The 26,754-nt window shown below is 70.9% G+C and carries 31 protein-coding genes; 12 read left to right on the top strand and 19 right to left on the bottom strand.

The features are described 5' to 3' along the window. Positions 1-28: 28 nt before the first annotated feature. Complete coding sequence (locus tag FHX82_RS00415) at positions 29-1,603, bottom strand: ABC transporter transmembrane domain-containing protein (RefSeq protein ID WP_145932497.1); 1,575 nt, start codon at positions 1,601-1,603, stop codon at positions 29-31. A gap of 66 nt (positions 1,604-1,669) precedes the next feature. Here FHX82_RS00415 and purL point away from each other — a divergent pair, with 66 nt between their 5' ends. After that, entirely contained in the window at positions 1,670-3,958 is a 2,289-nt protein-coding gene (gene purL / locus FHX82_RS00420; RefSeq protein WP_229880750.1) for a phosphoribosylformylglycinamidine synthase subunit PurL, read from the top strand. Here the strand turns inward: purL and FHX82_RS00425 are convergent, their stop codons facing one another. After that, positions 3,959-4,453: a GNAT family N-acetyltransferase gene (locus FHX82_RS00425; protein ID WP_229880751.1), complete on the bottom strand. Its 495-nt coding sequence runs from the start codon at positions 4,451-4,453 to the stop codon at positions 3,959-3,961. It lies immediately after the preceding gene. Positions 4,454-4,484: 31 nt separating this feature from the next. On the opposite strand from FHX82_RS00425, the gene FHX82_RS00430 reads away from it, so the two are divergent. After that, the gene (locus tag FHX82_RS00430; protein ID WP_145932494.1) at positions 4,485-5,069 is read left to right on the top strand and encodes a helix-turn-helix domain-containing protein; all 585 of its coding nucleotides are present in this window, start codon (positions 4,485-4,487) and stop codon (positions 5,067-5,069) included. Here the strand turns inward: FHX82_RS00430 and FHX82_RS00435 are convergent. The 4 genes from FHX82_RS00435 to FHX82_RS00450 form a co-directional block, all read right to left on the bottom strand. Further along, positions 5,063-6,133, bottom strand: coding sequence for a hypothetical protein (locus tag FHX82_RS00435; RefSeq protein WP_183176414.1), 1,071 nt, complete (start codon positions 6,131-6,133; stop codon positions 5,063-5,065). The genes FHX82_RS00430 and FHX82_RS00435 overlap by 7 nt on opposite strands. A gap of 128 nt (positions 6,134-6,261) precedes the next feature. Next, on the bottom strand, positions 6,262-7,134 hold the full coding sequence (locus FHX82_RS00440) for a lysozyme (RefSeq protein ID WP_145932493.1): 873 nt from the start codon (positions 7,132-7,134) through the stop codon (positions 6,262-6,264). A gap of 204 nt (positions 7,135-7,338) precedes the next feature. Beyond that, entirely contained in the window at positions 7,339-8,145 is an 807-nt protein-coding gene (locus tag FHX82_RS00445; protein ID WP_145932492.1) for a lysozyme, read from the bottom strand. Between the two features lie 104 nt (positions 8,146-8,249). Further along, on the bottom strand, positions 8,250-8,873 hold the full coding sequence (locus FHX82_RS00450) for a type VII secretion system-associated protein (protein ID WP_145932491.1): 624 nt from the start codon (positions 8,871-8,873) through the stop codon (positions 8,250-8,252). A gap of 55 nt (positions 8,874-8,928) precedes the next feature. On the opposite strand from FHX82_RS00450, the gene FHX82_RS00455 reads away from it, so the two are divergent. Then, positions 8,929-9,306 (top strand): sterol carrier family protein, encoded by a 378-nt coding sequence (locus FHX82_RS00455; RefSeq protein ID WP_183176415.1) that lies wholly within the window; start codon positions 8,929-8,931, stop codon positions 9,304-9,306. On the opposite strand, the gene FHX82_RS00460 is transcribed toward FHX82_RS00455, so the two are convergent. Then, a complete protein-coding gene (locus FHX82_RS00460) occupies positions 9,303-10,136 on the bottom strand; it encodes an SAM-dependent methyltransferase (RefSeq protein ID WP_145932490.1) in 834 nt (277 codons plus the stop codon). The two genes, FHX82_RS00455 and FHX82_RS00460, sit on opposite strands and share 4 nt — an antisense overlap. A gap of 175 nt (positions 10,137-10,311) precedes the next feature. Between FHX82_RS00460 and FHX82_RS00465 the strand changes: the two genes are divergently transcribed. The 6 genes from FHX82_RS00465 (at position 10,312) to arfB (ending at position 15,184) form a co-directional block, all read left to right on the top strand. Then, on the top strand, positions 10,312-11,190 hold the full coding sequence (locus FHX82_RS00465) for a Sco1979 family transcriptional regulator (RefSeq protein ID WP_145932489.1): 879 nt from the start codon (positions 10,312-10,314) through the stop codon (positions 11,188-11,190). A 240-nt stretch (positions 11,191-11,430) separates the two neighbouring features. Continuing rightward, the gene (locus tag FHX82_RS00470) at positions 11,431-11,670 is read left to right on the top strand and encodes a DUF397 domain-containing protein (protein ID WP_145932488.1); all 240 of its coding nucleotides are present in this window, start codon (positions 11,431-11,433) and stop codon (positions 11,668-11,670) included. A gap of 10 nt (positions 11,671-11,680) precedes the next feature. After that, entirely contained in the window at positions 11,681-12,031 is a 351-nt protein-coding gene (locus tag FHX82_RS00475; RefSeq protein WP_308431583.1) for a hypothetical protein, read from the top strand. Between the two features lie 88 nt (positions 12,032-12,119). Then, a complete protein-coding gene (gene purF, locus FHX82_RS00480; protein WP_145932486.1) occupies positions 12,120-13,646 on the top strand; it encodes an amidophosphoribosyltransferase in 1,527 nt (508 codons plus the stop codon). 29 nt (positions 13,647-13,675) lie between these two features. Next, positions 13,676-14,746 (top strand): phosphoribosylformylglycinamidine cyclo-ligase, encoded by a 1,071-nt coding sequence (gene purM, locus FHX82_RS00485; protein ID WP_145932485.1) that lies wholly within the window; start codon positions 13,676-13,678, stop codon positions 14,744-14,746. A gap of 21 nt (positions 14,747-14,767) precedes the next feature. Beyond that, positions 14,768-15,184 carry an alternative ribosome rescue aminoacyl-tRNA hydrolase ArfB gene (gene arfB, locus FHX82_RS00490; RefSeq protein ID WP_145932533.1) on the top strand — a complete coding sequence of 139 codons (417 nt, stop codon included), beginning with the start codon at positions 14,768-14,770 and terminating at the stop codon, positions 15,182-15,184. A gap of 3 nt (positions 15,185-15,187) precedes the next feature. Here arfB and FHX82_RS00495 read toward each other — a convergent pair whose 3' ends face one another. Then, positions 15,188-16,078 (bottom strand): RNA polymerase sigma-70 factor, encoded by an 891-nt coding sequence (locus FHX82_RS00495; RefSeq protein WP_145932532.1) that lies wholly within the window; start codon positions 16,076-16,078, stop codon positions 15,188-15,190. Between the two features lie 128 nt (positions 16,079-16,206). Between FHX82_RS00495 and FHX82_RS00500 the strand changes: the two genes are divergently transcribed. Then, on the top strand, positions 16,207-16,692 hold the full coding sequence (locus tag FHX82_RS00500) for a carboxymuconolactone decarboxylase family protein (protein WP_145932484.1): 486 nt from the start codon (positions 16,207-16,209) through the stop codon (positions 16,690-16,692). 24 nt (positions 16,693-16,716) lie between these two features. On the opposite strand, the gene FHX82_RS00505 is transcribed toward FHX82_RS00500, so the two are convergent. The 3 genes from FHX82_RS00505 to FHX82_RS00515 form a co-directional block, all read right to left on the bottom strand. Next, positions 16,717-17,607 (bottom strand): Gfo/Idh/MocA family protein, encoded by an 891-nt coding sequence (locus FHX82_RS00505; RefSeq protein ID WP_145932483.1) that lies wholly within the window; start codon positions 17,605-17,607, stop codon positions 16,717-16,719. A 2-nt stretch (positions 17,608-17,609) separates the two neighbouring features. Next, positions 17,610-18,470, bottom strand: a complete 861-nt coding sequence (locus tag FHX82_RS00510; protein WP_145932482.1) for a 3-hydroxybutyryl-CoA dehydrogenase — start codon at positions 18,468-18,470, stop codon at positions 17,610-17,612. A 132-nt stretch (positions 18,471-18,602) separates the two neighbouring features. After that, positions 18,603-18,788: a DUF3073 domain-containing protein gene (locus FHX82_RS00515; RefSeq protein WP_091506319.1), complete on the bottom strand. Its 186-nt coding sequence runs from the start codon at positions 18,786-18,788 to the stop codon at positions 18,603-18,605. Between the two features lie 196 nt (positions 18,789-18,984). Here FHX82_RS00515 and FHX82_RS00520 point away from each other — a divergent pair, with 196 nt between their 5' ends. Beyond that, the gene (locus FHX82_RS00520) at positions 18,985-19,878 is read left to right on the top strand and encodes a DUF8083 family protein (protein ID WP_145932481.1); all 894 of its coding nucleotides are present in this window, start codon (positions 18,985-18,987) and stop codon (positions 19,876-19,878) included. Here FHX82_RS00520 and FHX82_RS00525 read toward each other — a convergent pair. Together FHX82_RS00525 and ygfZ are read right to left on the bottom strand one after the other, a co-directional pair. Beyond that, positions 19,875-20,441, bottom strand: a complete 567-nt coding sequence (locus FHX82_RS00525; RefSeq protein ID WP_145932531.1) for an RsiG family protein — start codon at positions 20,439-20,441, stop codon at positions 19,875-19,877. The genes FHX82_RS00520 and FHX82_RS00525 overlap by 4 nt on opposite strands. Positions 20,442-20,483: 42 nt before the next feature. Next, positions 20,484-21,611: a CAF17-like 4Fe-4S cluster assembly/insertion protein YgfZ gene (gene ygfZ, locus FHX82_RS00530; RefSeq protein WP_145932480.1), complete on the bottom strand. Its 1,128-nt coding sequence runs from the start codon at positions 21,609-21,611 to the stop codon at positions 20,484-20,486. 31 nt (positions 21,612-21,642) lie between these two features. Here ygfZ and FHX82_RS00535 point away from each other — a divergent pair, with 31 nt between their 5' ends. After that, complete coding sequence (locus FHX82_RS00535) at positions 21,643-22,491, top strand: aminodeoxychorismate lyase (protein WP_145932479.1); 849 nt, start codon at positions 21,643-21,645, stop codon at positions 22,489-22,491. Here the strand turns inward: FHX82_RS00535 and FHX82_RS00540 are convergent. The 6 genes from FHX82_RS00540 to FHX82_RS00565 form a co-directional block, all read right to left on the bottom strand. Then, positions 22,482-23,333, bottom strand: a complete 852-nt coding sequence (locus FHX82_RS00540; protein ID WP_145932478.1) for a 5-oxoprolinase subunit C family protein — start codon at positions 23,331-23,333, stop codon at positions 22,482-22,484. The genes FHX82_RS00535 and FHX82_RS00540 overlap by 10 nt on opposite strands. Then, a complete protein-coding gene (pxpB, locus tag FHX82_RS00545) occupies positions 23,330-23,941 on the bottom strand; it encodes a 5-oxoprolinase subunit PxpB (RefSeq protein ID WP_145932477.1) in 612 nt (203 codons plus the stop codon). The genes FHX82_RS00540 and pxpB overlap by 4 nt, the downstream gene beginning before the upstream one ends. Positions 23,942-24,135: 194 nt before the next feature. Continuing rightward, positions 24,136-24,750 (bottom strand): heme-binding beta-barrel domain-containing protein, encoded by a 615-nt coding sequence (locus FHX82_RS00550; protein WP_145932476.1) that lies wholly within the window; start codon positions 24,748-24,750, stop codon positions 24,136-24,138. Positions 24,751-24,964: 214 nt separating this feature from the next. Continuing rightward, positions 24,965-25,273, bottom strand: coding sequence for a DUF1416 domain-containing protein (locus tag FHX82_RS00555; RefSeq protein ID WP_145932475.1), 309 nt, complete (start codon positions 25,271-25,273; stop codon positions 24,965-24,967). Next, on the bottom strand, positions 25,270-26,109 hold the full coding sequence (locus FHX82_RS00560) for a sulfurtransferase (RefSeq protein ID WP_145932474.1): 840 nt from the start codon (positions 26,107-26,109) through the stop codon (positions 25,270-25,272). The genes FHX82_RS00555 and FHX82_RS00560 overlap by 4 nt, the downstream gene beginning before the upstream one ends. A 41-nt stretch (positions 26,110-26,150) precedes the next feature. Beyond that, positions 26,151-26,585, bottom strand: coding sequence for a DUF4395 domain-containing protein (locus FHX82_RS00565; RefSeq protein ID WP_145932473.1), 435 nt, complete (start codon positions 26,583-26,585; stop codon positions 26,151-26,153). Positions 26,586-26,754 lie beyond the last annotated feature (169 nt).

Here is a 26,754-nt window from a genome sequence, read left to right on the forward strand (position 1 = left end):
GCCGCCCGTCCGCTCGCGAGCGGAAGTCTCACCGGCACGAGATCACCTCATCCGCCACGAGTGTCCACAACGGACTTTCGCTGAACACCACCGTCGTCCTGCCCTGCCGCACCTTGGCGACCCGCTCGGTGATCCGGGCCTCGGTGTGGGTGTCCACGGCCGAGGTCGGCTCGTCGAGCAGGAGCACGTCGGCGTCCAGCGCGAGCGCCCGCGCGAGGTTGAGCCGCTGGCGCTGCCCGCCCGACACCTCGCGGCCCCGCTCGCCGATCAGCTCGTCGAGCCCGGCCGGGAACCCGGCCACGATGTCGTCCGCGTCGGCCGTGGTCAGCGCCGGCTCGGCGCGGTGCGCGGGCACGAGCTGCTCCCGCAGCGGGCCGGAGAACCACAGGTCCTGGTTGTGTGCGTAGACCACCCGCGACCGCAGTTCCGCCAGCGCCACGTGGTCGGCGGACACCCCCGAGACGAGGACCCGCTCGCCCGGCGAAGGTTCGGCGAACCGCGCGAGCCGCGCGGCCAGCGCCTCGGCCTGGCTGCCGGCGTCGATCACGGTGAGCTTGCCCGCCACCGCGGTGATCCCGGTCTCGCTGTCGTGCAGCTCCAGCGGGCCTTCCGGCAGGGGAACCGGGTCCGCCGGGTCGGTGAGGAACGGCCGCAGCCGCAGCACTCCGCAGATCTTGCGCGCGGACACCATCGCCGACGTGAACGCGCTGGTGAACTCCGTCGCCGTGCTCACCGGCACCACCAGGAACGCCGACGCCGCGTAGAACGTGACCAGCTCGCCGATCCCGATCGTGCCCGCGACGGCGAGCCGCGCGCCGAGCCACGTGATGGCCACGGTGACCAGGCCCGGCAGCAGCACCTCGGCCGCCACCAGCCACGACTCGCTGCGTGCGACCTCGACCCCGGCACGACGGACCCGCTGGCTCGCCGTCCCGAACCGCTGCCGGAACTGCCGCTCGCCGCCGATCCCACGCAGGATCCGCAGGCCGGAGACGATGTCCGCCGCGATCGCGTTGACCTCCGACAGTTCCTCGCGCTGCTCGCCCTTGCGCTTCTGCAGCGGGGCGACGAGCCGCCCCATGCTCAGCACCGCGAGCGGCACGCCGACCAGCGCGACGACACCGAGCAGCGGTGACGAGAACAGCAGCACGACGCCGACCGTGAGGAACGCCACGACCGAGCCGAACATGCGGCCCATGACCTCGAAGACGTTGCCGATCCGGCCGATGTCGCTCGACGAGATGGCCATGACGTCACCGGTCGCCGCCTGCGCCCGCAGCGAGGCGCCGAGCCGCGCGGTGTGGTCCGCGATCACCTGCTGGGCCGCCGACGCACCGTGCAACCACGCGCCGTGGATCGCGAAGATCAACGCGCTGCCCGCCACCGCCTGCGCCACGGCCAGCCCCGCGATCAGCCCGGCCTGACCCCAGATCGCCTCGCCGTGCGCGATGGCGTCGACCGTGTTCCCGATCACCAGCGGCAGCATCGCGCTGGGCAGCAGCCACACCGCGCCCAGCACGCAGGAGGCCACGGCCAGCGATGACCGGGCCCTGAGCAGGGCGGCGAGGAAGCGCAACGGCGTGAGCCGGGACGGGAGGCGCATGCTCCGAACGGTATGGAGACCCCGTGTCCGGGTCGACCGAATTTCCCGCCGGGTAGCCTGGACGCCGTGACGGAAGCCCTGGTCATCGACACCACCGCCCGCGCCGCAGCCACCCCGGAGACCCCGCAGCCCTATCGCGAGCTCGGCCTCGCCGAGGACGAGTACGCCCGCATCCGGGAGATCCTCGGCCGCAGGCCCACCGACGCCGAGCTGGCGATGTACTCGGTGATGTGGAGCGAGCACTGCTCGTACAAGTCCTCGAAGAAGCACCTGCGCTACTTCGGCGAGACCACCACGCCCGAGATGAAGGCCAAGATGCTCGCCGGGATCGGTGAGAACGCCGGCGTGGTCGACATCGGTGACGGGTGGGCCGTCACGTTCAAGGTGGAGAGCCACAACCATCCGTCCTATGTGGAGCCCTACCAGGGCGCGGCGACGGGGGTCGGCGGCATCGTCCGCGACATCCTCGCGATGGGCGCGCGGCCGCTCGCGGTCGCCGACGCGCTGCGCTTCGGCCCCGCCGACGCCCCGGACACCCGCCGCGTGCTGCCCGGCGTGGTCGCGGGCGTCGCGGGCTACGGCAACTGCCTCGGCCTGCCGAACATCGGCGGCGAGGTCGTCTTCGACTCCAGCTACGCGGGCAACCCGCTGGTGAACGCGATGTGCGTGGGCGCGATGCGCACCGAGGACCTGCACCTGGCGTTCGCGTCCGGCACCGGTAACAAGATCATCCTGTTCGGCGCGCGCACCGGCCTCGACGGCATCGGCGGCGTGTCGGTGCTGGCCAGCGACACGTTCTCCGGCGACGAGTCGGCCGGTGGCCGCAAGAAGCTGCCGAGCGTCCAGGTCGGCGACCCGTTCACCGAGAAGGTGCTCATCGAGTGCTGCCTGGAGCTGTTCGCGAAGAAGCTCGTGGTCGGCATCCAGGACCTCGGCGGCGCCGGGCTTTCGTGCGCCACCTCGGAGCTGGCCGCGGCCGGTGACGGCGGGATGCGCATCGAACTCGACCGCGTGCCGTTGCGCGCCACCGGCATGACGCCCGCGGAGGTGCTGTCCAGCGAGTCGCAGGAACGCATGTGCGCGGTCGTCGACCCGGCCAAGGTGGACGAGTTCCTCGCGGTCTGCCGCAAGTGGGACGTCATCGCCACCGAGATCGGCGAGGTGACCGACGGCGACCACCTGGTGATCACCTGGCACGGCGAGACCGTCGTGGACGTGCCGCCGCGCACGGTGGCGCACCAGGGCCCGGTGTACGACCGGCCCGTCGTGCGTCCGTCCACTCAGGACTCCATCCAGGCCGACACCACGGCGAACCTGGCCCGGCCGCGGACCGCCGACGAGCTGCGCGAGACCGTCCTGCGTGTCATCTCCTCGCCCAACCAGGCGGCCAAGGACTGGGTCACCGAGCAGTACGACCGCTACGTGCGCGGCAACACAGTGCTCGCGCAGCCCGCCGACTCGGGCCTCATCCGGATCGACGAGAAGACCGGCCGCGGTGTCGCCGTGTCGACGGACTGCAACGCGCGCTTCGTCTACCTCGACCCGTATCTCGGCACGCAGCTCGCGCTCGCCGAGTCCTACCGGAACGTGGCCACCAGCGGCGCCGTGCCGCTGGCCGTCACCAACTGCCTGAACTTCGGCGCGCCCACCGACCCGGGTGTGATGTGGCAGTTCGAGCAGGCGGTGCACGGGCTCGCCGACGGCTGCGCGCAGCTCGGCATCCCGGTCACCGGCGGGAACGTCAGCTTCTTCAACCAGACCGGCGAGACCGCGATCCTGCCGACGCCGGTGGTCGGCGTGCTCGGCGTGATCGACGACGTCAAGCGCCGCATCCCCACCGGAATCGGTGCCGAGGCGGGCGAAACCCTGCTGCTGCTCGGCGAGACGCACGACGAGCTGGACGGCTCCGCGTGGGCGCAGGTCGTGCACGACCACCTCGGCGGGCGGCCGCCGAAGGTGGACCTGGAGCGCGAGCGCCTGCTGGCCGAGATCCTCGTCGCCGGGTCGCGGGACGGCATGATCTCCGCGGCGCACGACGTGTCGGACGGCGGCCTCGCGCAGGCTCTCGTCGAGACCGTCCTCATCGGTCAGTGCGGCGCGCGGATCGTGCTGGACGAGGACGCCGACCCGTTCGTCCAGCTGTTCTCGGAGTCCTCGGGCCGGGTGCTGGTCGCGGTGCCGCGCACGGAGGAGCTGCGGTTCACCGAGATGTGCACCGCCCGCGGGCTGCCATGGCGCAAGACCGGTGTGGTGGACCCGGAGTCCGGCGCGCTGGAGATCCAGGGCGTGACCACGTTCCCGCTCGACGAGCTCCGAGCGGCCTGGGAGGGCACGCTGCCGAAGCTGTTCGGCTGATCAGGCCGCCAGGGAGCGTTGCATCAGCAGGGTGTCGAGCCACCGGCCGTGCTTGAACCCGACCCCGGTCAGGCACCCCGCCTCGGTGAAACCGCGGCGGCGGTGCAGTGCCGCGGACGGGTTGTCCGGCCCCGGCGCGGCGATCACCGCGATCACCTCGCGGATTCCGTTGGCGGCACAGCGTTCGAGCAGCTCGTCCAGCAGTAGGCCGCCGAGGCCCTTGCCCACGGCGGACGGTGCCAGGTAGATCGAGTTCTCGACGGTCCGCCGGTACGCGGGGCGGGACTTCCACGGCGAGCAGTAGGCGTAACCCAGCACCACGCCGTCGGCTTCGGCGACCAGGAACGGCAGGCCGGCGCCGGTCACCGCGGTGAACCGGCGCCGCCACTCCGGTAGGTCCGGCGGCTCCAGCTCGAACGTGACGACGCTCCCCGTCACGTAGTGCGCGTAGATCTCCGCGATGTCGGCGAGATGCCGCTCAGCGGCGCTTTTCACTATAGCGGAGGAATTCACTACTATAGGATAGATGAACCTCGCGGCGCTCGGAGCGCAGATCCAGGCCGCCCGGACGGAACGCGGGCTGACCCTGCAGGCGCTGGCCGACCGGTCCGACGTCAGCGTGAGCATGTTGTCGTCCGTCGAACGAGGGGCGAAGGCTCCTACGATCGTGGTGCTCGACCGGATCGCGAACGGGCTCGGGCTCCCACTGGCCGAGCTGCTGACGCCACCGAAGCGGATGATCGTCCGGCGCGCCGCCGACCAGGACACCGTGCACGAGCCCGGCGGCTGGCAACGCACGATCCTGACGCCCGTCGTGCCCGGGGTGAACTTCGAGTGGATCCGCTCCACCTTGCCGCCGGACTGCGAAGCCGGCACCTACCCGCCGTACGCGGCGGGCTCCCACGAGTTCATCGTGGTCCAGACCGGCACGCTGACGCTGACCGTCGACGGCGAGGTGGTGATCCTCGGCGAAGGCGACTCGCTGTACCTCGCCGCCGACGTGACGCTGACCTACGCCAACCACTCCGACATGCCCTGCACGTACTACGTGGCGGCGCTGATCATGCGGCCGAGGCGCCCTGGCCTCGGCCGCAGACCGGCCGGTCAGTAGATGGTGAAGTCGTCGACGCAGGCCCCGCCGTCGCTGGCGTTGTCGGTGGACAGGAACCCGTCGACCTTCTGGTCACCGACGGTTCCCTGCACCCCACCGAAGCCGATCCCGTTGATCCCCGCGACGTCCGCGGTCAGCTTCGCCTGCTGCGACGTCGCCTTGGTGACGTCCGACTGCACGTCCGAAACGTTGTCCGGGCACACGAGCGCCATCGCACCCGCGCTGTCGCCGGCGTTGACCTTGTCCAGGAAGTTCTGCGAGGTGACCTTGTAGGCGTCCGCGCTGGCGCTCGCCGACGTCCTGGGCGCGCTGCTGCTCCGGCGGGTCGGCGCCGTGGCCGACTTGCTCGTGGAGGACGAGCTGTTCGCCTTGAGCGACAGGTCGTGCCAGCACCACTTGCCGTTCTGCTTCTCCAGCCCGCCGGTCGCGGTGCCGTCGGTGCCGGACGCCGTGACCGCCACGACCACGGTGGCCTTGTCGCCGTTGGTCTGGACGCTCGTGAGCTTCGCGTTCGACACGTCGTCGACCTCGTCGATGGCCTCGTTCACATCGGACTCGGCGTTCGCGCAGACGAGCGCTTTCAGCGCGACCTTGTCGTGCTTGGCCAGGCCGTTCACAATGGACTGCGCCACCGGGTCCGGGCCGTCGCCGCCGCTGCCGCCGACGAAGAACCCGGGCTTCCAGAAGCCCGTGACGCCGAGCGCCGCGAGGATCACCACGAGGCCGATGGCCAGCCCGATCCACAGCCCCTTCTTGCCGCCGCCACCGGACGGCGGGGCGCCGTACATCCCGGGCGGGTACTGGCCCGGCGGGTACTGGCCACCGCCGGACGCGTCGTACGCGGGGTACGGCTGGGTGTAGCCCTGGCCGTAGGGCTGCTGGCCGTACTGCGGCTGGCCGGGCTGCTGCTGCGGGAACTCGCCGGACTGCGGATAGCCCGGCTGCTGCCCGTATCCGGGTTGCTGGCCGTACCCGGGCTGCTGTCCGTACCCGCCCGGTTGCTGGCCGTACGGATCCGGCTGCTGGCCGTAGTCCGGCTGGCCCGGCTGCGGTGGATAGGTCATCGGCGTCGCCTTTCGCAAGTCACTTCGCCCGCTCGGACGTGCCGGCCCCGGGCCTGGTTCCCGGAAAAAATACGTGAACGGGACCCCTGTCCGGTGCGGACAGGGGTCCCGTCACAGGAAACCGTTGCTCAGTCGGAATTCGTCGCGAGCGCCACCAGCCTGTCGTAGGCACCGTTGAAGGTGTCCTGGTCGACCGGGCTGGAGCTGTACTGCCAGAACGTGTAGTAGTCCCAGTTGTACGGCAGGGTGCCCACGCTCGATGCGTACCGGGCGACCCACAGCGGGTTGGTGGAGCTGAAGTCGCCGTTCACGCACTGACCCCACCAGCTGGTGCTGGAGTAGATGGTGGGGTACTTGTTCGTGCGCGCGTGGTAGGTGTCGCTGAAGTCCTTGATCCACGCTGTCATCGCGCTGGCGCTCAGGCCGTAGCACGTCGCGCCGTACGGGTTGTACTCCATGTCGAGCGCGCCCGGCAGGGTCCGGCCGTCGGCCGACCAGCCGCCGCCGTGGTCCACGAAGTAGTTGGCCTGCGCCGCGCCGCTGGAGGTGTCGGGGGTGGCGAAGTGGTACGCGCCGCGGATCATGCCGACGTTGTACGAGCCGTTGTACTGCTGGGCGAAGTACGGGTTGGTGTAGTTGACGTTCTCGGTCGCCTTGACGTAGGCGAACCGGATGCCGGAGTTCCAGTAGCTCGCCCAGTCGACGTTGCCCTGGTGCCCGCTGACATCGATGCCCGAAACGGTGGCCGTGGCCACCACGCCGTCGGCGTTCAGGCCCTGCGGCTGCCGCGCGGCGGCCTTGGTGTCCGGAGTGGACTGATCACCTTCGACCCGCCGGATCTGCGAGCCCATCTCGTGGTCGTGCTGCGCGACGTACTCGTCGATCGACCCCGTGCCGTCGGCGGCCTCGGCCGGGCTGAGCAGGCCCGACACCAGCGCGGCGGCCGAGGCGGCGCACACGGCCGCGGTGAGTCTCCGCCATCTTCTCCCGGAATTCGACATGGATGTGTCCCTTTCGATTGCCCTCGCGATGTGGACGGCCTGGTGCAGGGAGGCCGTCCGCGCGTGATTCTTTATGACGACATGCCGACTTGTCATCAACTTCCGGCAAATTCTCGGGACGTGTGAGGAATTTACGCACGTCAGGACCACGGGAAGCGACTTTCGTCGTCCTCCCATTGGTCTAGAACAGTCACGGAACGGGCGTCACTGCCCCAGCGCGAAGGCCCGCAGCGCGTCGGCGGCCCCGTCGAACAGGTTCTGGTCGCCGGGCAGCGTGCCGCTGTCCGCGAACTGCCAGATCGTCTGCTTGCCCCAGCCAGAAGGCAGCCCACCGGGGTTCTCGTTGTACCGCGCGATCCACAGCGGGTTCCCGCCGAAGCCCTTGTTGTTGCCCGTGCACCGGTTCCACCACGTGGTCGACGTGTAGATGGTGGGGAACCGGCCGGTGCGGGTCCGGTAGGTGTTCGAGAAGTCCGAGATCCACGCGCTCATCGCCGTCGGATCCTTGCCGTAGCAGGCGTCGCCGTACGGGTTGTACTCGACGTCGAGCGCACCGGGCAGCGTGCGGCCGTCGGCGGACCAGCCGCCGCCGTGGTCCAGGAAGTAGTTCGCCTGCGCGGCGCCGCCGGAGACGTCGGGCCGGGCGAAGTGGTAGGCCCCGCGGGTCATGCCGACCGCGTAGGACCCGTTGTACTGCTGGCCGAACTGCGGGTTCACGTACCCCGTGCCCTCGGTGGTCTTCACGTAGACGAATCGGCCGCCGGAGTTCCAGGCACCGGTCCAGTCCACCGCGCCCTGGTGCCCGCTGACGTCGTGCCCGATCGTGCCCACCAGGTTCTGGTACGCGGGTCTTCCGCCCACGCCCTCGACGCGCGCGATCTGCGAGCCGGCCGACGTGGTGTCGGCCTGGCTGTAGTCGGCAGCGGCGGCGCTGGGGGTGAACACAGTGGTCAGTGCGCCGGTCAGGCACAGGGCCGCGCCCCAGCGCAGCCGAGAATTCGCATGACGCATGGCAACTCCCCTTCCCTAGGGAAGCACCATGCCTCTATCGAGCACATCATGCGAATCGAACGTCACTCAGCGGAGTGACAACCGGCGTGGCCCAGTGGCGCGCGTTACCGCTTTTCCTCGCGGGCGAGGGCCTGCTCAAGGTGCTCCGCGGGCACGACCGCGGTGACCACGTCGTGCGGGTTGATCGCGATCGGGTGCCCGGCGAGCAGCGGGACCACGTCCCGGCCCAGCACCGCCCGCGCGTGCGGCCACTCGCGGGGAACCAGCGACTTCGACGTGTACGCGGGCACCATGACGCGGCCGTCGGTGTTGTGGAAACCGATGACCGTGCGCTGCAGCGGCGACATCGCGTACACGAACAACGTGGCGTCGAGGATCACCGGCGGCAGGTCCTCGGCCGGGCGGTGGTTGGTGCGGACCAGTTGCAGCAGCCGCTCCAGCTCGTTGCCGGGCTCGGGGAAGCCGAGCGCCTTGGGCGAGGGCCGGTACCGGTCGTTGGGGTGGAAGTCCTCGACGATGGCACCGCCCGCGTTCACCGGGTACGCCCCGACGACCGCCCACGAGGGCACCGGGCCGTTGGGGTCGAACGCCTCGTCGATCACATAGAGCCAGCTGTTGGGATTGGCCCTGGCGTTGGCGCGCATCTCCTCGGTGATCTTCGGCTTGCCGAGCCGGCCGGTGGTCTGGGGATCCGGTACGAGCTCGTCCGCTTCGTCCCGCTGCGCCATGTTCAACCCCACGTGTCAGGTGCCTTCGTACTGGCGTTCACTCTACTGTTCCCCCATGCCCACTTCGCGTTCGGTCGACCCCGCAGAGTTACGTGCCGCACTGGCTGCGATCTCCGGGTGGCTGAGCGGAGACGAGGAGAAACCGGCACGACAGGCACTGGCCGCCGCCGTGCGGCTCAGCCTACGCGCACTCGCGGCCGACGCGCCGGGACGAAGTGTCGAGGTCCGCGTGCCGCCGTTCGCCGCCGTGCAGTGCGTGGAAGGGCCCCGGCACACGCGCGGCACGCCACCCAACGTGATCGAGACCGATCCGCGGACGTGGCTCGAACTGGCCACCGGACGGCTCGGCTGGGCGCAGGCGGTGGAGGACGGCCGGGTGACCGCGTCGGGCACCCGGGCCGACCTCTCGCACTGGCTGCCCGTGGCGCGTTAGGGCTTGCGACCCACACCGCCGACGATGCACCGACGGACGGGGTTGAGCGGCTGCATGCGCGGGCCGTCCGGCCACCAGTCGTCGCACAGCACCAGACCGGGCTCGACCATCTCCAGCCCGGGGAACATCGCCTCGATCTCCGCGCGGGTGCGGAACCGGCCGCTGCCCATCGGGCTGTGCACGAACTTGTCCTCCATCTGCCGGGCGAGCTCGCTCAGCTCCTCGGTCTCGGGGTCGAAGAAGTGCGCGATGGACACGTACGAGCCCGACGGCAGCGCATCGACGTAGGTCCGCATCAGCTCGGCCGTGTCGTCGCCGAGGTAGTGGTGCAGCGTGCCGACCTGGAACAGCGCGATCGGCCGGGTGAAGTCCAGCTCCCGGTGCACCAGCTCGTTGCCCAGCACCTGCTGCGGGTCGAAGATGTCGGCCTCGACCAGGTGCGTCAGCTCGTTCTCCTCCAGCAGCGCACGGCCGTGCGCGAGCACCACGGGGTCGTTGTCGACGTAGACGACGCGGGCCTCGGGGCTGACGCGCTGCACCACCTGGTGCGTGTTTTCCGCGGTGGGCAGCCCGGAGCCGAGGTCGAGGAACTGCTCGATGCCCACCTGCATGGCGAGGAAGCGGCAGGACCGGATGAGGAAGTCCCGGTTGGCCCACGCGAGGTCGTTGACCTGGGGCGCGACGGTGCGTACCTGTGCCAGCACCTGCCGGTCGATCTCGTAGTTGTCCTTGCCGTTGAGCGCCGCGTCGTAGACCCGGGCGATGCTGGCCCTGCTGGGGTCGACGCCGACGGGGACGGAGCTGGGATAGGAGGCGGTGGCACCGGACATCGGAACACTCCCGGGCGATCATCGAGTCGGAGTGGTGAAGGACACGTTGCACGAAGGGTAATCGGCCGGGTCGCTCGGGTAAATGCACAGGTGCACTTGACCGCGGCCCACCGCGGTGTACTTTCGGATGCTGGGTGTCTTCTCCCCACCCCCCTCCCGAATCCAGGAAGGTCCTATGGCTCCGGTCGACACTTCCGGCGTCGAGCCGGGCACTGGCCCCACGGCGCGGCGGATGATCCTCGGGACCCAGCTGCGCCGGTTGCGGGAGGCCGCCGGGGTGACCCGGGCGCAGGCCGCGTGGGAGATCCGCGCCTCGGAGTCGAAGATCTCCCGCATGGAACTCGGGCGCGTCGGCTGCAAGGAACGCGACGTGGTCGACCTGCTGACCATGTACGGGGTGCACGACCCGGCCGAGCGCGAGTGGGCCGTGGAGATGGTCAAGCAGGCCAACCGGCCCGGCTGGTGGCGCAGCTTCAACGACACCCTCCCCACCTGGTTCGACAACTACATCGGCCTGGAAGAAGCCGCCACCCGCATCCGCACCTACGAGCTGATGTTCGTGCCCGGCCTGCTGCAGACCGAGTCCTACGCCCGCGCCGTGATCTCCCGCGGCAACCCGGACAACCCCGACCCCACCATCGAAGGCCGCGTCGCCATCCGCATGCGCCGCCAGAAACTGCTCACCGGCCCCAAGCCACCCCGGCTGTGGGCGGTGCTCGACGAGGCCGTGCTGCACCGGCCGGTCGGCGGCATGGCCGTGCTCAAAGAGCAGCTGGAACACCTGCTCGAGGTGATCAAGCTGCCCACCATCTCGCTGCAGATCGTGCCGTTCGACATGTCCGGCTACGCCGTGGAAAGCGCTTTCTCCCTGCTGCAGTTCGCCGAACCCGAACTGCCCAACATCGCCTACCTCGAACACCTCAACGGCGCCAGCTACCTGGAAAAGGCCGACGAACTCGAACTCTACGGCCGCGCTTTCGACCGCCTCACCGTCGACGCCGAAACACCCGATCGAAGCAGGCAAATGCTGATCAAACGCATCGCCGAGATCTAGCCCGCATTTCGATCACGGTGAGTCAGGTTCCGCGCGGTCCTTTTGCGGGCTCGTTCACCCAACCGGGTGGGCCCCGAATGGCGTAGCTCCCCGCCGAGTGAGCAGTTCACCGGTCCTTCTGCACGTGCATCGACTCGTGCATTTACGCGTGCAGCGCCACGCTGGTAATTTGCCAGGGAACGATGCAGATGCACGTGCATTTGCATTACCAGGACCAGACGATCGGGAGGGGTGCGGCCCATGACGAAGCGATACGAGAACGGCATGTCGGCGACCGAGATCTCCGGGGCCCGCTGGCGCAAGAGCAAGCGCAGCGGCGCGATGGGCAACTGCGTCGAGGTGGCCGAGCTCGGCTCCGGCGAGATCGCCGTCCGGAACTCGCGCTTCCCCGACGGCCCCGCACTCGTCTACACGCGCGCCGAGATCGCCGCGTTCGTCGCGGGCGCGAAGGACGGCGAGTTCGACGATGTGCTCAGCTGATTCAGGTTCCGTGGAAGCGCGGCTGCTGGACCTCATCGACCGCGGCTACCGCTTCCTCCACCCCTGCGACGGTGACGGCCACGTGGTCGCCGTCGTGGGGATCCGGGCCCACGGCTCGGTCATCGACGTGCTCCGCCTCGACGCCGAGGACGACGCCGTCGCCACCCGCGTGCCGGGCGACGAGCAGGACGTCCTCAGCCCGCGGAAGCTGCTCTGGCGCTGCCGCGGCACCGCGAACGAGGTGCTCGACGAGCTGCTCGCGCTGGCCGACGACTACGGCGCCGAGCGCGCCCGGCCCGCGGGCGGCTGCTGGGTGCCGGGCGAGCACGGCCGCGCCAAGTGGCTCGCCGCGACCCGCTGAGGGAGCCGAAGGTCACTTGCGGCGGCCCCCATGGGGGAGCGCCACCTACACTTGAGACGGCCTGCCCTCGTCTCCAGGGAGCACTTTCGTGGTTTCCTCCGACCACAGTCCGATCGACCAGCCCGAAAACGAACCCCGGGAAGAATGCGGCGTCTTCGGCGTCTGGGCTCCCGGTGAAGAAGTCGCGAAGATGGCCTACTACGGGCTGTACGCGCTGCAGCACCGTGGACAGGAAGCCGCGGGCATCTCGGTGTCGGACGGCAAGCAGATCGTGGTGTTCAAGGACCTGGGCCTGGTCAGCCAGGTCTTCGACGAGCAGGTGCTCTCCTCTCTGCAGGGGCACATCGCCGTCGGGCACTGCCGCTACTCCACCACCGGGTCCTCGACCTGGGAGAACGCGCAGCCGATGTTCCGCACGACGGCCACCGGCAGCGGGCTGTCGTTCGCGCACAACGGGAACCTCGTCAACACCGCGGAGCTGCGCGACCGCACCCGCGAGCTGGGCATCAAGCCGCACGCCGGACTGACCGGGTCGTCGAGCGACTCCGACCTGGTCTGTGGGCTGCTCGCCGAGACCGCCGCCGACAAGGGCATCGAGGGCGCGGCGCTGGAGCTGCTGCCCACCCTGCGCGGCGCGTTCTGCCTGGCGTTCTCCGACGAGGAGACCCTGTACGCCGCCCGCGACCCGCACGGCGTGCGCCCGCTGGTGCTCGGCAGGCTCGAACGCGGCTGGGTCGTCGCGAGTGAGACCGCGGCCCTCGACATCATCGGCGCGTCGTTCGTGCGCGAGGTGGAGCCCGGCGAGCTGATCGCGATCGACGCGGAGGGCCTGCGCTCCTCGCGGTTCGCCACGCCCGAGCCCAAGGGCTGCATCTTCGAGTACGTCTACCTGGCCCGCCCCGACACGTCGATCGCCGGCCGCAGCGTGCACGCCACGCGCGTGGACATCGGCAAGCGGCTGGCGCAGGAGAGCCCGGCCGAGGCCGACCTCGTGATCCCCGTGCCGGAGTCGGGCACGCCGGCCGCGATCGGGTACGCGCAGGCGTCGGGCATCCCGTACGGCCAGGGCCTGGTCAAGAACGCGTACGTCGGGCGCACCTTCATCCAGCCGTCGCAGACCATCCGGCAGCTGGGCATCCGGCTCAAGCTCAACCCGCTGCGCGACGTGATCCGCGGCAAGCGGCTGGTGGTGGTGGACGACTCGATCGTCCGCGGCAACACCCAGCGCGCGCTGGTCCGGATGCTGCGCGAGGCCGGCGCGCTGGAGGTCCACGTGCGGATCGCGTCCCCGCCCGTGCGGTGGCCCTGCTTCTACGGCATCGACTTCGCCTCGCGGGCGGAGCTGGTGGCCAACGGCGCGGACCTCGACGGGATCCGGCGGCTGATCGGCGCGGACTCGCTGGCCTACGTGTCGCTGGACGGGCTGGTCGCCGCGTCCGAGCAGCCGCGCTCGCGCCTGTGCACGGCGTGCTTCAGCGGCGAGTACCCGATTCCGCTGCCCGACGACGCGTTGATCGGGAAGCACCTGCTGGAGAGCCTCGACGCCACCGACGGTCCGGCTCGGCCGGTCAGTCCAGCCGGGTACGGTGCTGGGGATGCCGTCCGGCGTCCCTGAGCCCTGATCGAGTCTGGAGTCCGCTTGCCGTGAGCGAGTCCACGAACGCCACGTACGCCGCTGCCGGTGTCGACATCGAAGCCGGTGACGAAGCCGTCGAGCTGCTGAAGCCGCACGCGCAGCGGACCAGCAGGCCGGAGGTCCTCGGTGGGGTCGGCGGGTTCGCCGGGCTGTTCTCGCTGAAGCTCGACCGCTGGAAGGAGCCCGTGCTGGCGTCCTCCACGGACGGCGTGGGCACCAAGATCGCGGTGGCGCAGACGCTCGACAAGCACGACACGGTCGGCATCGACCTGGTGGCCATGGTGGTCGACGACCTCGTGGTCACCGGCGCCGAGCCGCTGTTCCTGCAGGACTACATCGCGGTCGGCAAGGTCGTGCCGAAGCGGATCGAGGCGCTGGTCAGCGGTATCGCCGAGGGCTGCGTGCGCGCCGGCTGCGCGTTGCTGGGCGGCGAGACCGCCGAGCACCCGGGGCTGATGGGCGAGCACGACTACGACCTGTCGGCCACCGGGGTCGGCGTGGTCGAGGCGTCGGACGTGCTGGGCCCGGAGCGGGTCCGGCCCGGTGACGTCGTGATCGCGATGGGCTCGTCCGGCCTGCACTCCAACGGCTACTCCTTGGCCCGGCGTGTGCTGCTGGAGATCGCGCGGATGCCGCTGGAGGGACACGTCGAGGAGTTCGGCCGCACGCTCGGCGAGGAGCTGCTCGAACCGACCCGGATCTACGCGAAGGACTGCCTGGCGCTCGCCGCGGAGGCGGAGGTGCGCACGTTCGCGCACATCACCGGCGGTGGCCTGGAGGCGAACCTGGCGCGCGTGATGCCGCATGGCCTCGTCGCCCGGCTGGCCCGCGACACGTGGACGCCGGCGCCGGTGTTCGCGCTCATCGCGCAGCGCGGCAAGGTCGAGCGCGCCGAGATGGAGAAGACGTTCAACATGGGCGTCGGCATGGTCGCGATCACCGACGCCGAGGACGTCGACCGCGCGCTCGCGGTGCTGACAGCGCGGCACGTGCCGGCGTGGGTGCTGGGCGAGGTCCGCGCGGCCGAGGACAACGACGGGCCACGGGCCGTGCTGTCCGGCGACCACCCGCGGTTCTGAGCGGTGCCGCTCGACGCCGACCTGGTGGTGACCCGGCGGTTCGTCATCCCGCCGGGTGAGCTGCGTGAACGCTTCTCCCGGTCCTCCGGGCCAGGCGGGCAGGGCGTCAACACCACGGATTCGCGCGTCGAGCTGTCCTTCGACGTGGCGCGTTCCCCATCGGTCCCGGACGACCTGCGCCCGCGGTTGCTGGCGCGCCTCGCGTCCCGGCTGATCGACGGCGTGCTCACGATCGCGGCGAGCGAGCAGCGGGCGCAGCTGGCGAACCGCGAGGCGGCGCGGGAGCGGCTGGTGTCGCTCCTGCGTGACGCGGCCACGCCGCCACCGCCGAAACGGCGCCCCACCAAGCCGAGCCGCGGCTCGAAGGAACGCAGGCTCGCGGCGAAGAAGCGCCGGGGCGACGTCAAACGCGGACGCCGAGGGCGCTTCGAGGACTGACGGTCAGCGGCGCAGCGCCGTCTCGCGGTCCATGTGCGACAGCTTCTCGGGGTTGCGCACGGCGTAAAGGCCCGTGACCTTCCCATCGTCGATGCGCACCGCGAGCACGGTGTCGATCTCGCCGTCCTGCCGGAAGACGAGCGCGGGACAGCCGTTGACCTGGGCAGGCCGCAGCGACCCCAGTTCGGCGAGGCGCGGCAGCCCGGCCACCAGCAGGCGCGCCACTCTGTCCGCCCCGACGACGGGCCTCGGAACGGCCTGCTTGATCCCGCCCCCGTCGCCGAGGAACACGACGTCGGGCGCGAGGACGTCGAGCAGTCCGCGCAGATCTCCCGTCTCGGTCGCCCGCTGAAACGCCTCGAGCGCGTTGCGTGCCTCGGCTGCCGAGACGGCTCCGCGCGGCCGCCGCGCCGCGACGTGTTCCCTCGCCCGGTGGGCGATCTGGCGGACGGCGGCCTGGCTCTTGTCGACGGCTTCGGCGATCTCGTCGTAGTCCAGCGCGAACACCTCACGCAGCACGAACACCGCCCGTTCGGTCGGCGTGAGCGTCTCCAGCACCAGCAGCATCGCCATCGAGACGTGGTCGGCCAGCTCGACGTCCTCGGCGACGTCGGGCGCGGTGAGCAGCGGCTCGGGCAACCAGGTGCCGACGTAGGACTCCTTGCGGCGGCCCAGCGTCCGCAACCGGCCCAGCGCCTGCCGGGTCGCGATCCGGACCAGGTACGCACGCTGGTCCCGGACCGTCTCCAGGTCGACGCCGGTCCACCGCAGCCACGTCTCCTGCAGGACGTCCTCCGCGTCGGCGGCGGACCCGAGCATCTCGTAGGCGACGGTGAACAGCAGGTTCCGGTGCGCGAGGAACGCCTCGGTGGCCGGGTTCGGGCGGTCGTCCATACCCACCAGATGCCGGTCGCCGCGGTCCTGTGACACGGCGGGAATGTGTCCCCGATCACTGTCACATCGCGCCGGTCGGCGGCATCTGGTGGTCGTCACGAAACGAAGACGAAGTGAGGACGGAAGCGATGGAACCCCGGTTCGACCTGTTCACCAACGAGCTCGCCGCCAAGTTCGCCAAGCGGTTCGCCAACACCGCGCTGGTGCTGCACCAGTCGACGCTGCCGCCTGCCACACAGGAGCTGGTCTCCCTGCGGGCCAGCCAGATCAACGGCTGCGGCTGGTGCGCCGACATGCACACCAAGGAGGCCACGGCGGCGGGCGAGACCGCGGTCCGGCTCGCCCTCGTCGCGACCTGGCGCGAGTCGACCGTGTTCACCGAGGCCGAGCGCGCCGCGCTCGCGCTGGCGGAGGAGGGCACCCGGCTGGCCGACGCGGCCCCCGGCGTGTCGGACGAGACTTGGGCGCAGGTGCGCAAGCACTACGACGACGACCAGGTCGCCGCACTGGTGTGCCTGGTCGCCCTGATCAACGCGGCCAACCGGATGGCCGTGATCGTGCACCAGCAGGGCGGTTCCTACGAGGTCGGCGCCTTCGCCGCCGCAGTCGGCTGACCGCCGCGCTCCGGGTCGCCGCGATCAGGCCCCGGCGACCTGGAGCACGCGGTCGAGGACCCGCTGGATGTGCAGGCCGCGGCGGATGTCACACGGGTGGGTAGTGGTGCCGGTGGCGATCATCGCCGCGAAGTCGTCCAGCAGGGCGGTGAAGCGCTCCACCCCGGGCACCGGACGGCGGGCCAGCGCTCGGTACCCGTGCTCGCCGTACACCGAGATGTCCGAAACCGCGGGCTCGACCGGGACCCGCATCGACATGGTGGCCGTGCTCGACGCGCCGCCCTCGTGCGCGAAGACGATCTGCCACAGGTCCTGCGGGGAGCGGTGCGCCGCGACGACGTCGGTGATCGGGCCGAGCGCGGCGTCCAGCAGGTCCACGACGTGCGGGCCGACGTCGGCCAGCGCACCGCCGTCGTGGCGCCAGGGGGAGACGCTGTACGGCCCGTCGAGCAGGGCACCCGAGAGCCAGCGCATGCCGCCGCCCGCCCAGCCGCCCACCGCGGCCAGGTCGTCGAGCCACTCGCGGGTCTCCACGGCGTACCGCAGCGTGAACATCACCAGGCTCGCGACCTCGGCGGTGAGCACTGCCTCGGCGAGCCGTTCCGCGGACTCGACGTCCGGCGCGATCGGCTTCTCCAGGATGACGTGCTTGCCGGCCTTCACGGCGTCGACGGCCAGCCCCGCCTGCACGGCGGGCGGCACGGCGAACGCGACCGCGTCCACCTGTCCGAGCAGCTCGTCGAAGGTCGCCGAGACCGACGCGCCGTGTGCCTCGGCCACTTCGGCGGCGGCTTCGGGACGGCGAGCCCAGACCGTGGCCAGCGAGGTGCCGGGGTGGTCGGCGAGGCCGGGCGCGTGCACCCGCCGCGCCCACGGACCGGCACCGACGAGGCCGACGCGCAGCTGCTCGTCCATGCTCAGGAGTACGTGTAGAAGCCGCGGCCGCTCTTCTTGCCGAGCAGCCCCGCGTCCACCATGCGCAGCAGCAGCGGCGGCGCCGCGTACAGCGGCTCCTTGAACTCCTCGTACATCGAGTCCGCGATGAACTTGACCGTGTCGAGGCCGATCATGTCGGACAGCCGCAGCGGACCCATCGGGTGCGCGGTGCCCTTCTCCATGCCGCGGTCGATGTCCTCGGCCGTGGCGAAGCCGGACTCGACCATCCGGATGGCCGACAGCAGGTACGGCACCAGCAGGGCGTTGACGATGAAGCCCGCGCGGTCCTGCGCGTGGATCACGGTCTTGCCGAGCATCCCGGTGGCGTGCTCCTCGGCTCGCCGGACCGTCTCCTCGCTGGTGAGCAGCGACGGCACCAGCTCGACGAGCGGCAGCACCGGCACCGGGTTGAAGAAGTGGATCCCGAGCACCTGCGCCGGCCGGGAGGTGGCCCCGGCGAGCTTCACGATCGGGATCGACGAGGTGTTGGAGGCGAGGATGGCGTCCGGCCGCTCGACCACCTTGTCCAGCGAGCGGAAGATCTCGACCTTGGCCGCCTCGTTCTCGATCACCGCCTCGACGACGAGGTCGCGGTCGGCGAAGGACTCCAGCTCGGTGGTGAACGTGAGCCTGCCCAGCGCCGCGTCGGCGTCGGACTCGGCCAGCTTGCCGTTGCGGACCGCGCGCTGGAGCGACTTCTCGATCCGCGCACGCCCGGCGTCCAGCGCCGCCTGACCGACCTCGGTGACCACCACGTCAGCGCCCGCGCGTGCGTGCACCTCCGCGATGCCCGACCCCATCAGTCCGGCACCCACCACGCCGACACGCTGGATGTCCGCCACGAAAACCTCCTCGTTCAGGTGGCTCCGCAGCGATGAGCCCGCAGAGCCCGGCTCAGCAAACCCAGGGCACCACGAGGAACGAGGGCGGGTTCCGGAAGCTCCCCGGAGCCCACCCTCGTGCCTCGTCGGACGTCAACGACGGTAGTCGTCGTATTCGTCCGCGTACGGGTCCTCGTACTTGTCGTCCTCGTCGTGGGAGTTCTGAGAGGATTTACCTGACAGCTCGCGCTGCAAAGCATCGAAGTCCGTGTCGTGAGTGCTGTATTTGAGCTCTCGCGCCACCTTCGTCTGCTTGGCCTTAGCCCGGCCGCGCCCCATGGCTCGACCCCCTCGCACAGGGACGGGGCGGCCGGGGGAAACGGCGGCCCCGTATCGTTCGACAACTATTTCCTTCGCACACCGTACCTTGTCAGAGGGGGAGAATGCGACGTGGCATCTCGTCGCGTGGCGAGTGTCTCTCCGCCTTCGCGTGGTCGATGCACCGACAGGACCGCCGACGTGCCACGATTCAACGGTGCTCCGACCGATCGTGGCTTACCTGCGGGTGTACGAACCCCTGTCCGCTTTCGGCGAACCCACCCCTGACCAGCTGAAAAAGGCCGTGGACGCGGCCACGCTCGACCGGTCGACCGTGGGCCAGCGCGAGCAGTGCATGTGGCTCAAATCACAGGTCGCCGTGCCGACCCGGCTGCTGCCCGCGGAGCTCGCGAACGGCAAGCCCGCTCCGAGCACCGGAACCGACGTCCTGGTCCTCGATCCGGCCGACGTGCCCGGCGAGGTCGGACCCGGGCCGCTCGTGTGCCCACTGGAGCTGCGGGCCCGCTCGGCGGCGGCGCTGGTGAGCTTCCTCGGTGACGCGTCCCCGGCACTCGCGGCGACGGTCCTCGAAGCGGGCGGCGTGACCGCGGAGACGGTGCGCTCCCGGACGACGGCCGCGTTGAGCGGGTTGCCGAAGGCCGCGGTGCACGTCCTGTCGACCACGTGGACGGTGCCGCTGCCGTGGTTCGCGCTCGTCGACCCGGCGGAGCGACGGCTGGTGCTGGGCAGCGGCCAAGACGACCCGGCGCGCGAGCTGTCGTGGCGAATTTCGATGTCCGACGCGCTGACCCGGGCGGCCGAGGCGCGGGAGCTGGTGGAGAGCACCCTCGGCGACTCGGGTCCCACGCGGATCCTGGAGGAGACCGAGCGCTGGCTGACGAACTTCGACCCGGGCTCGGCGGTCGAACTGGACTACGGCGGGCTGGTGCAGCTGATCGCCGACCCGATACTGGAGTCCGACACGTCGGCGGAAGAGGTGCACAGCATCCTGGAGGCGCTGCGCTCCGGGAACGTCGAGCAGCTGGCCGAGCTGTTCAACGAGCTGCGCGAGTACTGGTCCGAACTCGCCGCCAGGGAACACTTCAACTAGTCGTCGTCGCGGGCGCGTTCTGCTGCCAGCAGGTCGTCGACCGAGGCGGTGCGGTCCCGGTAGCGGCCGGCGATCTCCGAGTTGAACAGGTCCACCACCGCCTGCACCTGCCGCCGGCGGGTGGAGACCGACGACTCCTCGTCCGTGTACTCGCGCAGCGTCTCCGCCAGCTTCTCGTCCGACAGGGTGCCCACGTCCGTCAGGTCCGAGTTCCCGACCAGCGCCTCCGCCTGGCGGCGGTGCTCACCCGCCCGCGACGGCTCCAGCGCCTGGTGCCGCCCGGAACCGCGGGCCGGGCGCAACGCGTTGTCGGACAGGATGGTGGCCAGCTGCTCCACGATGCTGCTCTGCCCGCCGGTGCTGCGGCGCTGCTGCTCGGCCTTCACGATGTCGATGCGCGCGTGCAGGAGCCTGCGCAGGTACGACAGGTCCGTCTCCTCCTGCGCGGCGTCGTCCCGGCGCTCCCGCAGCTGCTCCAGCGAGAGCGCGCTGAGGTCACGCACGTAGGCGGGGTCCAGGACGCGGTCGATGCGGCGGCGTCCGCCCGGCCGGACTTCGATCACGCGCACATCCTGCTCCATTGAACGGCGTGACGCCAGGGCGGGTCAGCCCCGGAGTCGCGCCGCGGCCTCCCGGCCCTGACCGACGTGCTCGGCGGGCACCGAGTCGGGGTCGACGGCGGCCTGGACCACCCGGTCCTCCTCGCCCGCCAGCAGTTCCGCGTCCACCGGCACCGACCGCTTGAGCAGGGCGAGCGCGACCGGGCCCAGCTCGTGGTGCTGCGCGACGCTACCGACCCGGCCCACCACGCGGTCGCCGAGCCGCACCGCGTCACCCGTCTCGGGGTAGACCTCGGGCGAGCCGTCCAGGTGCAGCAGCACCATCCGCCGCGGCGGGCGGCCCACGTTGTAGACCTTCGCGACGGTCTCCTGACCGCGGTAGCAGCCCTTCGCCACGTGCGCGGCGCTGCCGATCCAGTTCACCTCGTGCGGGATGGTCCGCTCGTCGGTGTCGACGCCCAGCCGCGGGCGCAGCGACTCGACCCGCAGCGCGTCGAACGCCCAGCTGCCCGCGGGCCGCGCTCCGGCGTCGGTGATCCGGCGCCACCAGGCGGCCAGCTCCGCGCGCGGCACCGCGAGGTCGACGCTCGACCGGCCGGGCCACGGCATCCGCCGGGCGAACCCGCCGCCCACCGCGACCACCGCATACGGCGTCGCGGGCAGCGCTATGTCCAAAGTAGACAGAACGCGATCGGCGTCGGGGCCGAGCACCGTCAGCACCGCCAGCTCGCCGGTGACGTCGGAGATCTCGACCTGCGACCAGAACTTCATGGCCTCCAGGTACTCGCGCAGCGTCTGCGGGCCGCCCTTCGGCAGCGCGCTGGTGGCCTTCGCACCCGGGTCGGAGTCCAGGTAGACCGCGCCCTCGACGTGCGCGAGCACCATGTGCGTGTCGACGTGCCCCTGGCTGTCCAGCACGAGCGCCTCGGTGCCCGTGCCCTCCGCCAGCTCCGTGACGTGCTGCGAGATCACCAGGTGCAGCCAGGACAGCCGCTCCGGCCCCGTCACCTTCAGCACCTCGCGGTGCGAACGGTCGACGACCGCGACGCTCCTGGTGGCGGTGCGCTGCTCGGCGAACGGATCGCCCCAGTGCCAGGGCACTCCCTGTTCCGGGTGGCCATCGGGCGGGGCGACGGCACCGGGCGCCTCGAGAAGCGGCGACTGATAGGTCATGCCTCCGATGTTAGGTGAGTACGGTGACTCCATGCGCGTACTCGCTTTCCTCGACGGAACCCTCGCGAACCCCGAAGACCCGCACATCCGGGTGGACGACCTCAGCGTGCAGCGTGGCGACGGCATCTTCGAAACGGTGCTCGTCGTCGGCGGCGAGCCGCGTGAGCTGCGCCCCCACCTGGACCGGCTGGCCCGCTCGGCGTCGATGCTCGACCTGCCGGAACCCGACGACGAGGCGTGGCAGCGCACCGTCCGGCTCGTGCTGGACCAGTGGCCGAGCGAGACCGAGTGCGCCCTCAAGCTCGTCTACACCCGCGGCGTCGACGGCACGCCGGACCCGACGCCGACGGCCTTCGTGCTGGCCAGCCCGATCGGGGAGAAGATCATCCGGGCGCGCGCCGAGGGCGTGTCCGTCGTCACGCTGGACCGCGGCATCGACCCGGGACTGGCCGAGCGGGCGCCGTGGCTGCTGCTGGGCGCGAAGTCCCTGTCGTACGCGGTGAACATGGCCGCCGGGCGCGAGGCCGCCCGCCGCGGCGCCGAGGACGTGATCTTCCTGGCGACGGACGGTTCGGTGCTGGAAGGCCCGACGTCCAACGTGATCGTCGCGCGCGGCCGCACCTTGTACACGCCGCCGGCGACGATCGGGATCCTGCCCGGCACCACGCAGGCCGCGGTGTTCCGCGGCGCCGAGCGCGCCGGCTGGACCACCAAGATCGAACCGCTGTCGGTGGAGGACCTGCACGACAACGACGGCCTGTTCCTGGCCTCGTCGGTGCGGAAGCTGACCCGGGTGCACACCCTCGACGGCGAGCAGCTGCCGGATGCCGGTGCGGTGCACGCGGAGCTGGCGAAGGCGTACGAGGACGTCTACGCCTGAGGCCGGAAGCGAACGGTGGTGCCGGGGCGCGCCTGCGCGAGGGCGGGCAAGGACCTCGGCGCCACCACCCCGATCACCGGATAGCCGCCGGTGGTCGGGTGATCGGCGAGGAACACCACGGGCAGCCCGCTGGGCGGCACCTGGATCGCGCCGGTCACCAGGCCCTCGCTGGGCAGCTCGCCGTCCTTCGAACGGCGCAGCGGTGTGCCGTCGAGGCGCAGGCCGACCCGGTTCGACTCCGGCGTGACGGTCCACGCCACGGCGAGCTGCTGCGCTGGTTCGGCGAACCAGTCGTGCCGCGGCCCCAGCAGCACGGGTACGACCAGCTCGGCGGGCGGGCGGCGCGCGGCCAGCTCGTCCTCACCGGTCGGAATGCCCTGCGGCTCGCCGAGCGGCAGCACGTCACCGGCCTTCAGCGGTTGCGGGCCGATGCCGGACAGCACGTCGCGGGACCGGCTGCCCAACTCGGCGTCGGCGGCGATGCCGCCGGAAACCGCCAGGTAGCAGCGCAGCCCGGTTTGGGGTGCGGCGATCTCCAGCACCTGCTCGGGCCTCAGGTGGATCGGCAGGTGGGAGCCCGCGGGACGGCCGTCCACGGTCACCCGCACAGGCGGCCCGGTGACGGCGACCGTGCACGACGACCGGGCCCTCAGGACCAGCCCGCCGAGCAGCGACTCGATCCCCGCGCAGCCGTCGTCGTTGCCGACCAGCCGGTTGGCCAAGCGCAGGGCGGGCACGTCCAGCGCGCCCGACGGCGGCACGCCGAGGTGGGCGTAGCCGGGGCGGCCGAGGTCCTCGACCAGCGCGGCCGGTCCCGGTTCGACGACTTCGAGCGTCCTCATCGCACGCTCCGGAACCGCACCCGGTCGCCGGGCGCGAGCAGCGCGGGCCGTTCCGCGCGCGGGTCGAACAGGACGGTCTCGGTGTGGCCGAGCAGGCGCCAGCCGCCGGGCGACGAGCGCGGGTACACGCCGGTGAACTCCCCGGCCAGGCCCACGGAACCGGCGGGCACCCTCGTGCGTGGAGTGTCCAAACGCGACTGTCGCAAGGGCTCGGGCAGGCCGGTGAGGTAGGCGAAACCGGGCGCGAACCCGGTGAAGGCGACGGTGTACTCGGCGCCCGTGTGCAGCTGCACGACCTCCTCGACGGAGATCCCCGCGGTCTCGGCGACCAGGCGGAGGTCCTCGCCGTCGTAGGTCACCGGCAGCTCGACCTCACGCGGATCGGCGCCGGGCGGGTGCTCCAGGTCGGCGGCCTCGACGGCCTTGCGTGCCTGCTGCAGCGCGGACGTCCCCGGGCGGCCGACGACGAGCACCGTGCGCGCGCCGGGAACGACCTCGACGACGTCCGGCAGCCGGGCGGCCGTGACCGTCGCCCGTACCGCGCTCATCTCGCCCAGCGAATCGCATTCGACGAGCACCGCGTCCGGGCCGTAAGGCAGCCAGCGCACTAGCTTTTGTTCCCGAAGCGGCGGAGCCGCTTGCTGTGGGCCGTCAACCCGCACCGACGCGGGTTCTCAGACGTCCTCTCGCGAGGACAGCGCCGACGTGGTGAATTGGCATTCATGAGGAGGCGATCCCGGAGCGAGAGGGCGTCTGAGGTTCCGCCACCCGCACCGCCACGCAGGCCACTCCCATCACTCATTCAGCCCGCTACGCGACGGAGATATGCGGAGACGTGGGGCTGCATGGGCTGACCGGCCATGGCGCGCTCCTCGACGTAGCCGAGGTCGCCGTTGTTCACCAGGCCGTAGAGCCGCTGCGCGCCGGTGACCTCCTTCGCGCTGGCCGTACGGACCACCGCGTCGGTGCCCAGCTCCCAGGCCGTCTGGCTGCGCGGCTTGCCGTAGAAGATCTCCATGATGCCGCTGGAGTGGGTGAGCAGCAGCTCGATCGTGTCGTCCGCCTGCGGGCGCCACCAGCCGACCTCGCGGGCGGCCGGGCGGATCACCGCGCCCTCGTCGTCGACCAGCCACGAGCGCGACTCGTGGTAGAGGAACGGCCTGCCGTCGTGCGCGATCGTCAGCTGCTGGGCGAACTTGACCGGCTTCTCCATGGTGGAGTAGTTGATCTCACCCTCGCCGCGCCACACCCCGACCAGCGGCAGCAACGCCAGGCAGGCGTCGTTGAGGTCCGGGCCCTGCCGCAGGTTCGCGGTGTCGCCGGGGATGGGCAGGTCCTCGAACTGGGGGAGGTTGCGGTCACGCGTGCTCGCGGCCCGCTCCTCCGCGGCCTGGATGGCTTCATCGCCACTGCTCATCGGGCTCAGCGCTGGTCGGCGTACAGGCGGTAGATGACGTAGACCGTGAACCAGACGACGGCGATCGCCATGATCACCATCAGCGTCGTAAACAGGATCTCCACCCGGGCAGCTTAACTCTCCGGCACCGTCCGCGCGCCGCCGCCCGGGGTGGCACTCGACACGCGACGAGGCCGCCTCCCCGGCGGGGAGACGGCCTCGTGCGCAGCAGTGCTCAGGCGACCGAGATGGCCACCTGGTGCAGTCCGGGACCTTCCGCGGTCACCGACGCCTCACCGTTGCCCGAGCGGTGCAGGGCACGCACCGTCCAGGCACCGGGGGCGGCGTAGAACCGGAAGTCACCCTCCGGCGAAGCCTGCACCTCGCCGGCGAAGTCGCCGTCACCGTTGAGCAGGCGCACGTACGCGCCGCCGAGCGGACCGGCGCTGCCGGTCACCTTGCCCGCGACCACGACCTGGCCCTGCGTGTCGATGTCCTCGGGCGTCGCCGTCTGGGCCGGCGCGCCGCAGCCGTCGGCGCTCACTTGCCCGCACCCGTCTCGATCGGCACGCCGACCAGCGAGCCGTACTCGGTCCAGGAACCGTCGTAGTTCTTGACGTCCTCCAGGCCGAGCAGCTCGTGCAGCGCGAACCAGGTGTGGCTGGAACGCTCGCCGATGCGGCAGTAGGCGATGGTGGCCTTGCCGGTGTCCAGGCCCGCCTCGGAGTACAGCTCCCGCAGCTCCTCGGCCGACTTGAACGTGCCGTCCTCGTTGGCGGTCTTGGCCCACGGCACGTTCAGCGCCGACGGGATGTGGCCGCCGCGCTGCGCCGACTCCTGCGGCAGGTGCGCCGGGGCGAGCAGCTTGCCGGAGAACTCGTCGGGCGAGCGCACGTCGACCAGGTTCTTGGTGCCGATGGCGTCGACGACCTCGTCGCGGAAGGCGCGGATCGCGGTGTTCGGCTCCTTGGCGGAGTAGCTGGTGCGCTCGCGCTTGACCTCGTCGGTGGTCAGCTCGCGGCCGTCCAGCTCCCACTTCTTGCGGCCACCGTCGAGCAGCTTGACGTTCTCGTGGCCGTAGAGCTTGAAGTACCAGTAGGCGTACGCGGCGAACCAGTTGTTGTTGCCGCCGTAGAGGACCACCAGGTCGTCGTTCGAGATGCCCTTCTCGGACAGGAGGTTCTCGAAGCCGGCGCGGTCCACGAAGTCGCGGCGGACCGGGTCCTGCAGCTCGTTCTTCCAGTCGATCTTCACGGCGCCGCGGATGTGGCCGCCGTCGTAGGCCGTCGTGTCCTCGTCCACCTCGGCGAAGACCACGCCGGGGGTGTCCAGGTTCTCCTCGGCCCACTGCGTCGTGACCAGGACGTCTTCTCGGCTCATGTGAGCTGACTCTCTTTCTCTCTTCGTTGGGTGGACGGGTTTCAGGACGTCTGGCCGGCGGGGACGACCCGCCGGATCAGCAGGTACATCTCGCAGCCGAGACAGAAGTTGAAGGCCGCGTTCAGGAAGGCGGCGAACAGCGCGAACGCGGTGGCGACGAGGCCGAGCGTCGTCACGCCGGTGGCGTAGCCGATGGTGCCGACCAGCGCGAACACGAACCCGACGGCCTGCGCGAACCGCAGCGGCGCCGCGTCCTCGCGCTCGCTGGTCGGCCCGAGGCGGGGCGCGACGAGGTAGCGGTACAGCAGCGAGTACGGCGCCGGCTTCAGCCCGACGAACGCGCCGATGGCGAACACCACTGTCTGCAGCGCGAGCAGCGGCCACCAGCCAGTGACCAGCACGACCACGAGCACGATCGTGGTGAGCACTGCCGCGAACCGCGGACCACGCGGATCGACGGCGGGTCCTGCCGACATCTGACCTCCCGGGACGGCGCGAGCGCGCACGACTAAACGAACCTTGCGAAAAAACCGGGGGAAGGGGAGCTATGACCAGCTCGTCAGGACAGACACAGGCTGCTGCGCACGCGGCACAGGTCGACCGCGCGTCGTTGGGTCAGCAGAGTGGTCGTCACGCCATTCAGAG

The sequence above is a fragment of the Amycolatopsis bartoniae genome, from assembly GCF_014191255.1.
GTDB classification, from domain to species: domain Bacteria; phylum Actinomycetota; class Actinomycetes; order Mycobacteriales; family Pseudonocardiaceae; genus Amycolatopsis_E; species Amycolatopsis_E bartoniae.

Bases quoted from the DNA above. Each gene is read 5' to 3' on its own strand.
- FHX82_RS00560 (WP_145932474.1), bottom strand. From the start codon at position 26,109: ATGAGCCGAGAAGACGTCCTGGTCACGACGCAGTGGGCCGAGGAGAAC.
- FHX82_RS00470 (WP_145932488.1), top strand. From the start codon at position 11,431: ATGACGAAGCGATACGAGAACGGCATGTCGGCGACCGAGATCTCCGGG.
- FHX82_RS00415 (WP_145932497.1), bottom strand. From the start codon at position 1,603: ATGCGCCTCCCGTCCCGGCTCACGCCGTTGCGCTTCCTCGCCGCCCTG.
- FHX82_RS00440 (WP_145932493.1), bottom strand. From the start codon at position 7,134: ATGTCGAATTCCGGGAGAAGATGGCGGAGACTCACCGCGGCCGTGTGC.
- FHX82_RS00540 (WP_145932478.1), bottom strand. From the start codon at position 23,333: ATGAGGACGCTCGAAGTCGTCGAACCGGGACCGGCCGCGCTGGTCGAG.
- FHX82_RS00455 (WP_183176415.1), top strand. From the start codon at position 8,929: ATGCCCACTTCGCGTTCGGTCGACCCCGCAGAGTTACGTGCCGCACTG.
- FHX82_RS00460 (WP_145932490.1), bottom strand. From the start codon at position 10,136: ATGTCCGGTGCCACCGCCTCCTATCCCAGCTCCGTCCCCGTCGGCGTC.
- FHX82_RS00465 (WP_145932489.1), top strand. From the start codon at position 10,312: ATGGCTCCGGTCGACACTTCCGGCGTCGAGCCGGGCACTGGCCCCACG.
- FHX82_RS00550 (WP_145932476.1), bottom strand. From the start codon at position 24,750: ATGAGCAGTGGCGATGAAGCCATCCAGGCCGCGGAGGAGCGGGCCGCG.
- FHX82_RS00535 (WP_145932479.1), top strand. From the start codon at position 21,643: ATGCGCGTACTCGCTTTCCTCGACGGAACCCTCGCGAACCCCGAAGAC.
- FHX82_RS00500 (WP_145932484.1), top strand. From the start codon at position 16,207: ATGGAACCCCGGTTCGACCTGTTCACCAACGAGCTCGCCGCCAAGTTC.
- FHX82_RS00435 (WP_183176414.1), bottom strand. From the start codon at position 6,133: ATGACCTATCCACCGCAGCCGGGCCAGCCGGACTACGGCCAGCAGCCG.
- ygfZ (WP_145932480.1), bottom strand. From the start codon at position 21,611: ATGACCTATCAGTCGCCGCTTCTCGAGGCGCCCGGTGCCGTCGCCCCG.
- FHX82_RS00505 (WP_145932483.1), bottom strand. From the start codon at position 17,607: ATGGACGAGCAGCTGCGCGTCGGCCTCGTCGGTGCCGGTCCGTGGGCG.
- FHX82_RS00430 (WP_145932494.1), top strand. From the start codon at position 4,485: ATGAACCTCGCGGCGCTCGGAGCGCAGATCCAGGCCGCCCGGACGGAA.
- FHX82_RS00495 (WP_145932532.1), bottom strand. From the start codon at position 16,078: ATGGACGACCGCCCGAACCCGGCCACCGAGGCGTTCCTCGCGCACCGG.
- FHX82_RS00515 (WP_091506319.1), bottom strand. From the start codon at position 18,788: ATGGGGCGCGGCCGGGCTAAGGCCAAGCAGACGAAGGTGGCGCGAGAG.
- FHX82_RS00450 (WP_145932491.1), bottom strand. From the start codon at position 8,873: ATGGCGCAGCGGGACGAAGCGGACGAGCTCGTACCGGATCCCCAGACC.
- FHX82_RS00445 (WP_145932492.1), bottom strand. From the start codon at position 8,145: ATGCGTCATGCGAATTCTCGGCTGCGCTGGGGCGCGGCCCTGTGCCTG.
- FHX82_RS00565 (WP_145932473.1), bottom strand. From the start codon at position 26,585: ATGTCGGCAGGACCCGCCGTCGATCCGCGTGGTCCGCGGTTCGCGGCA.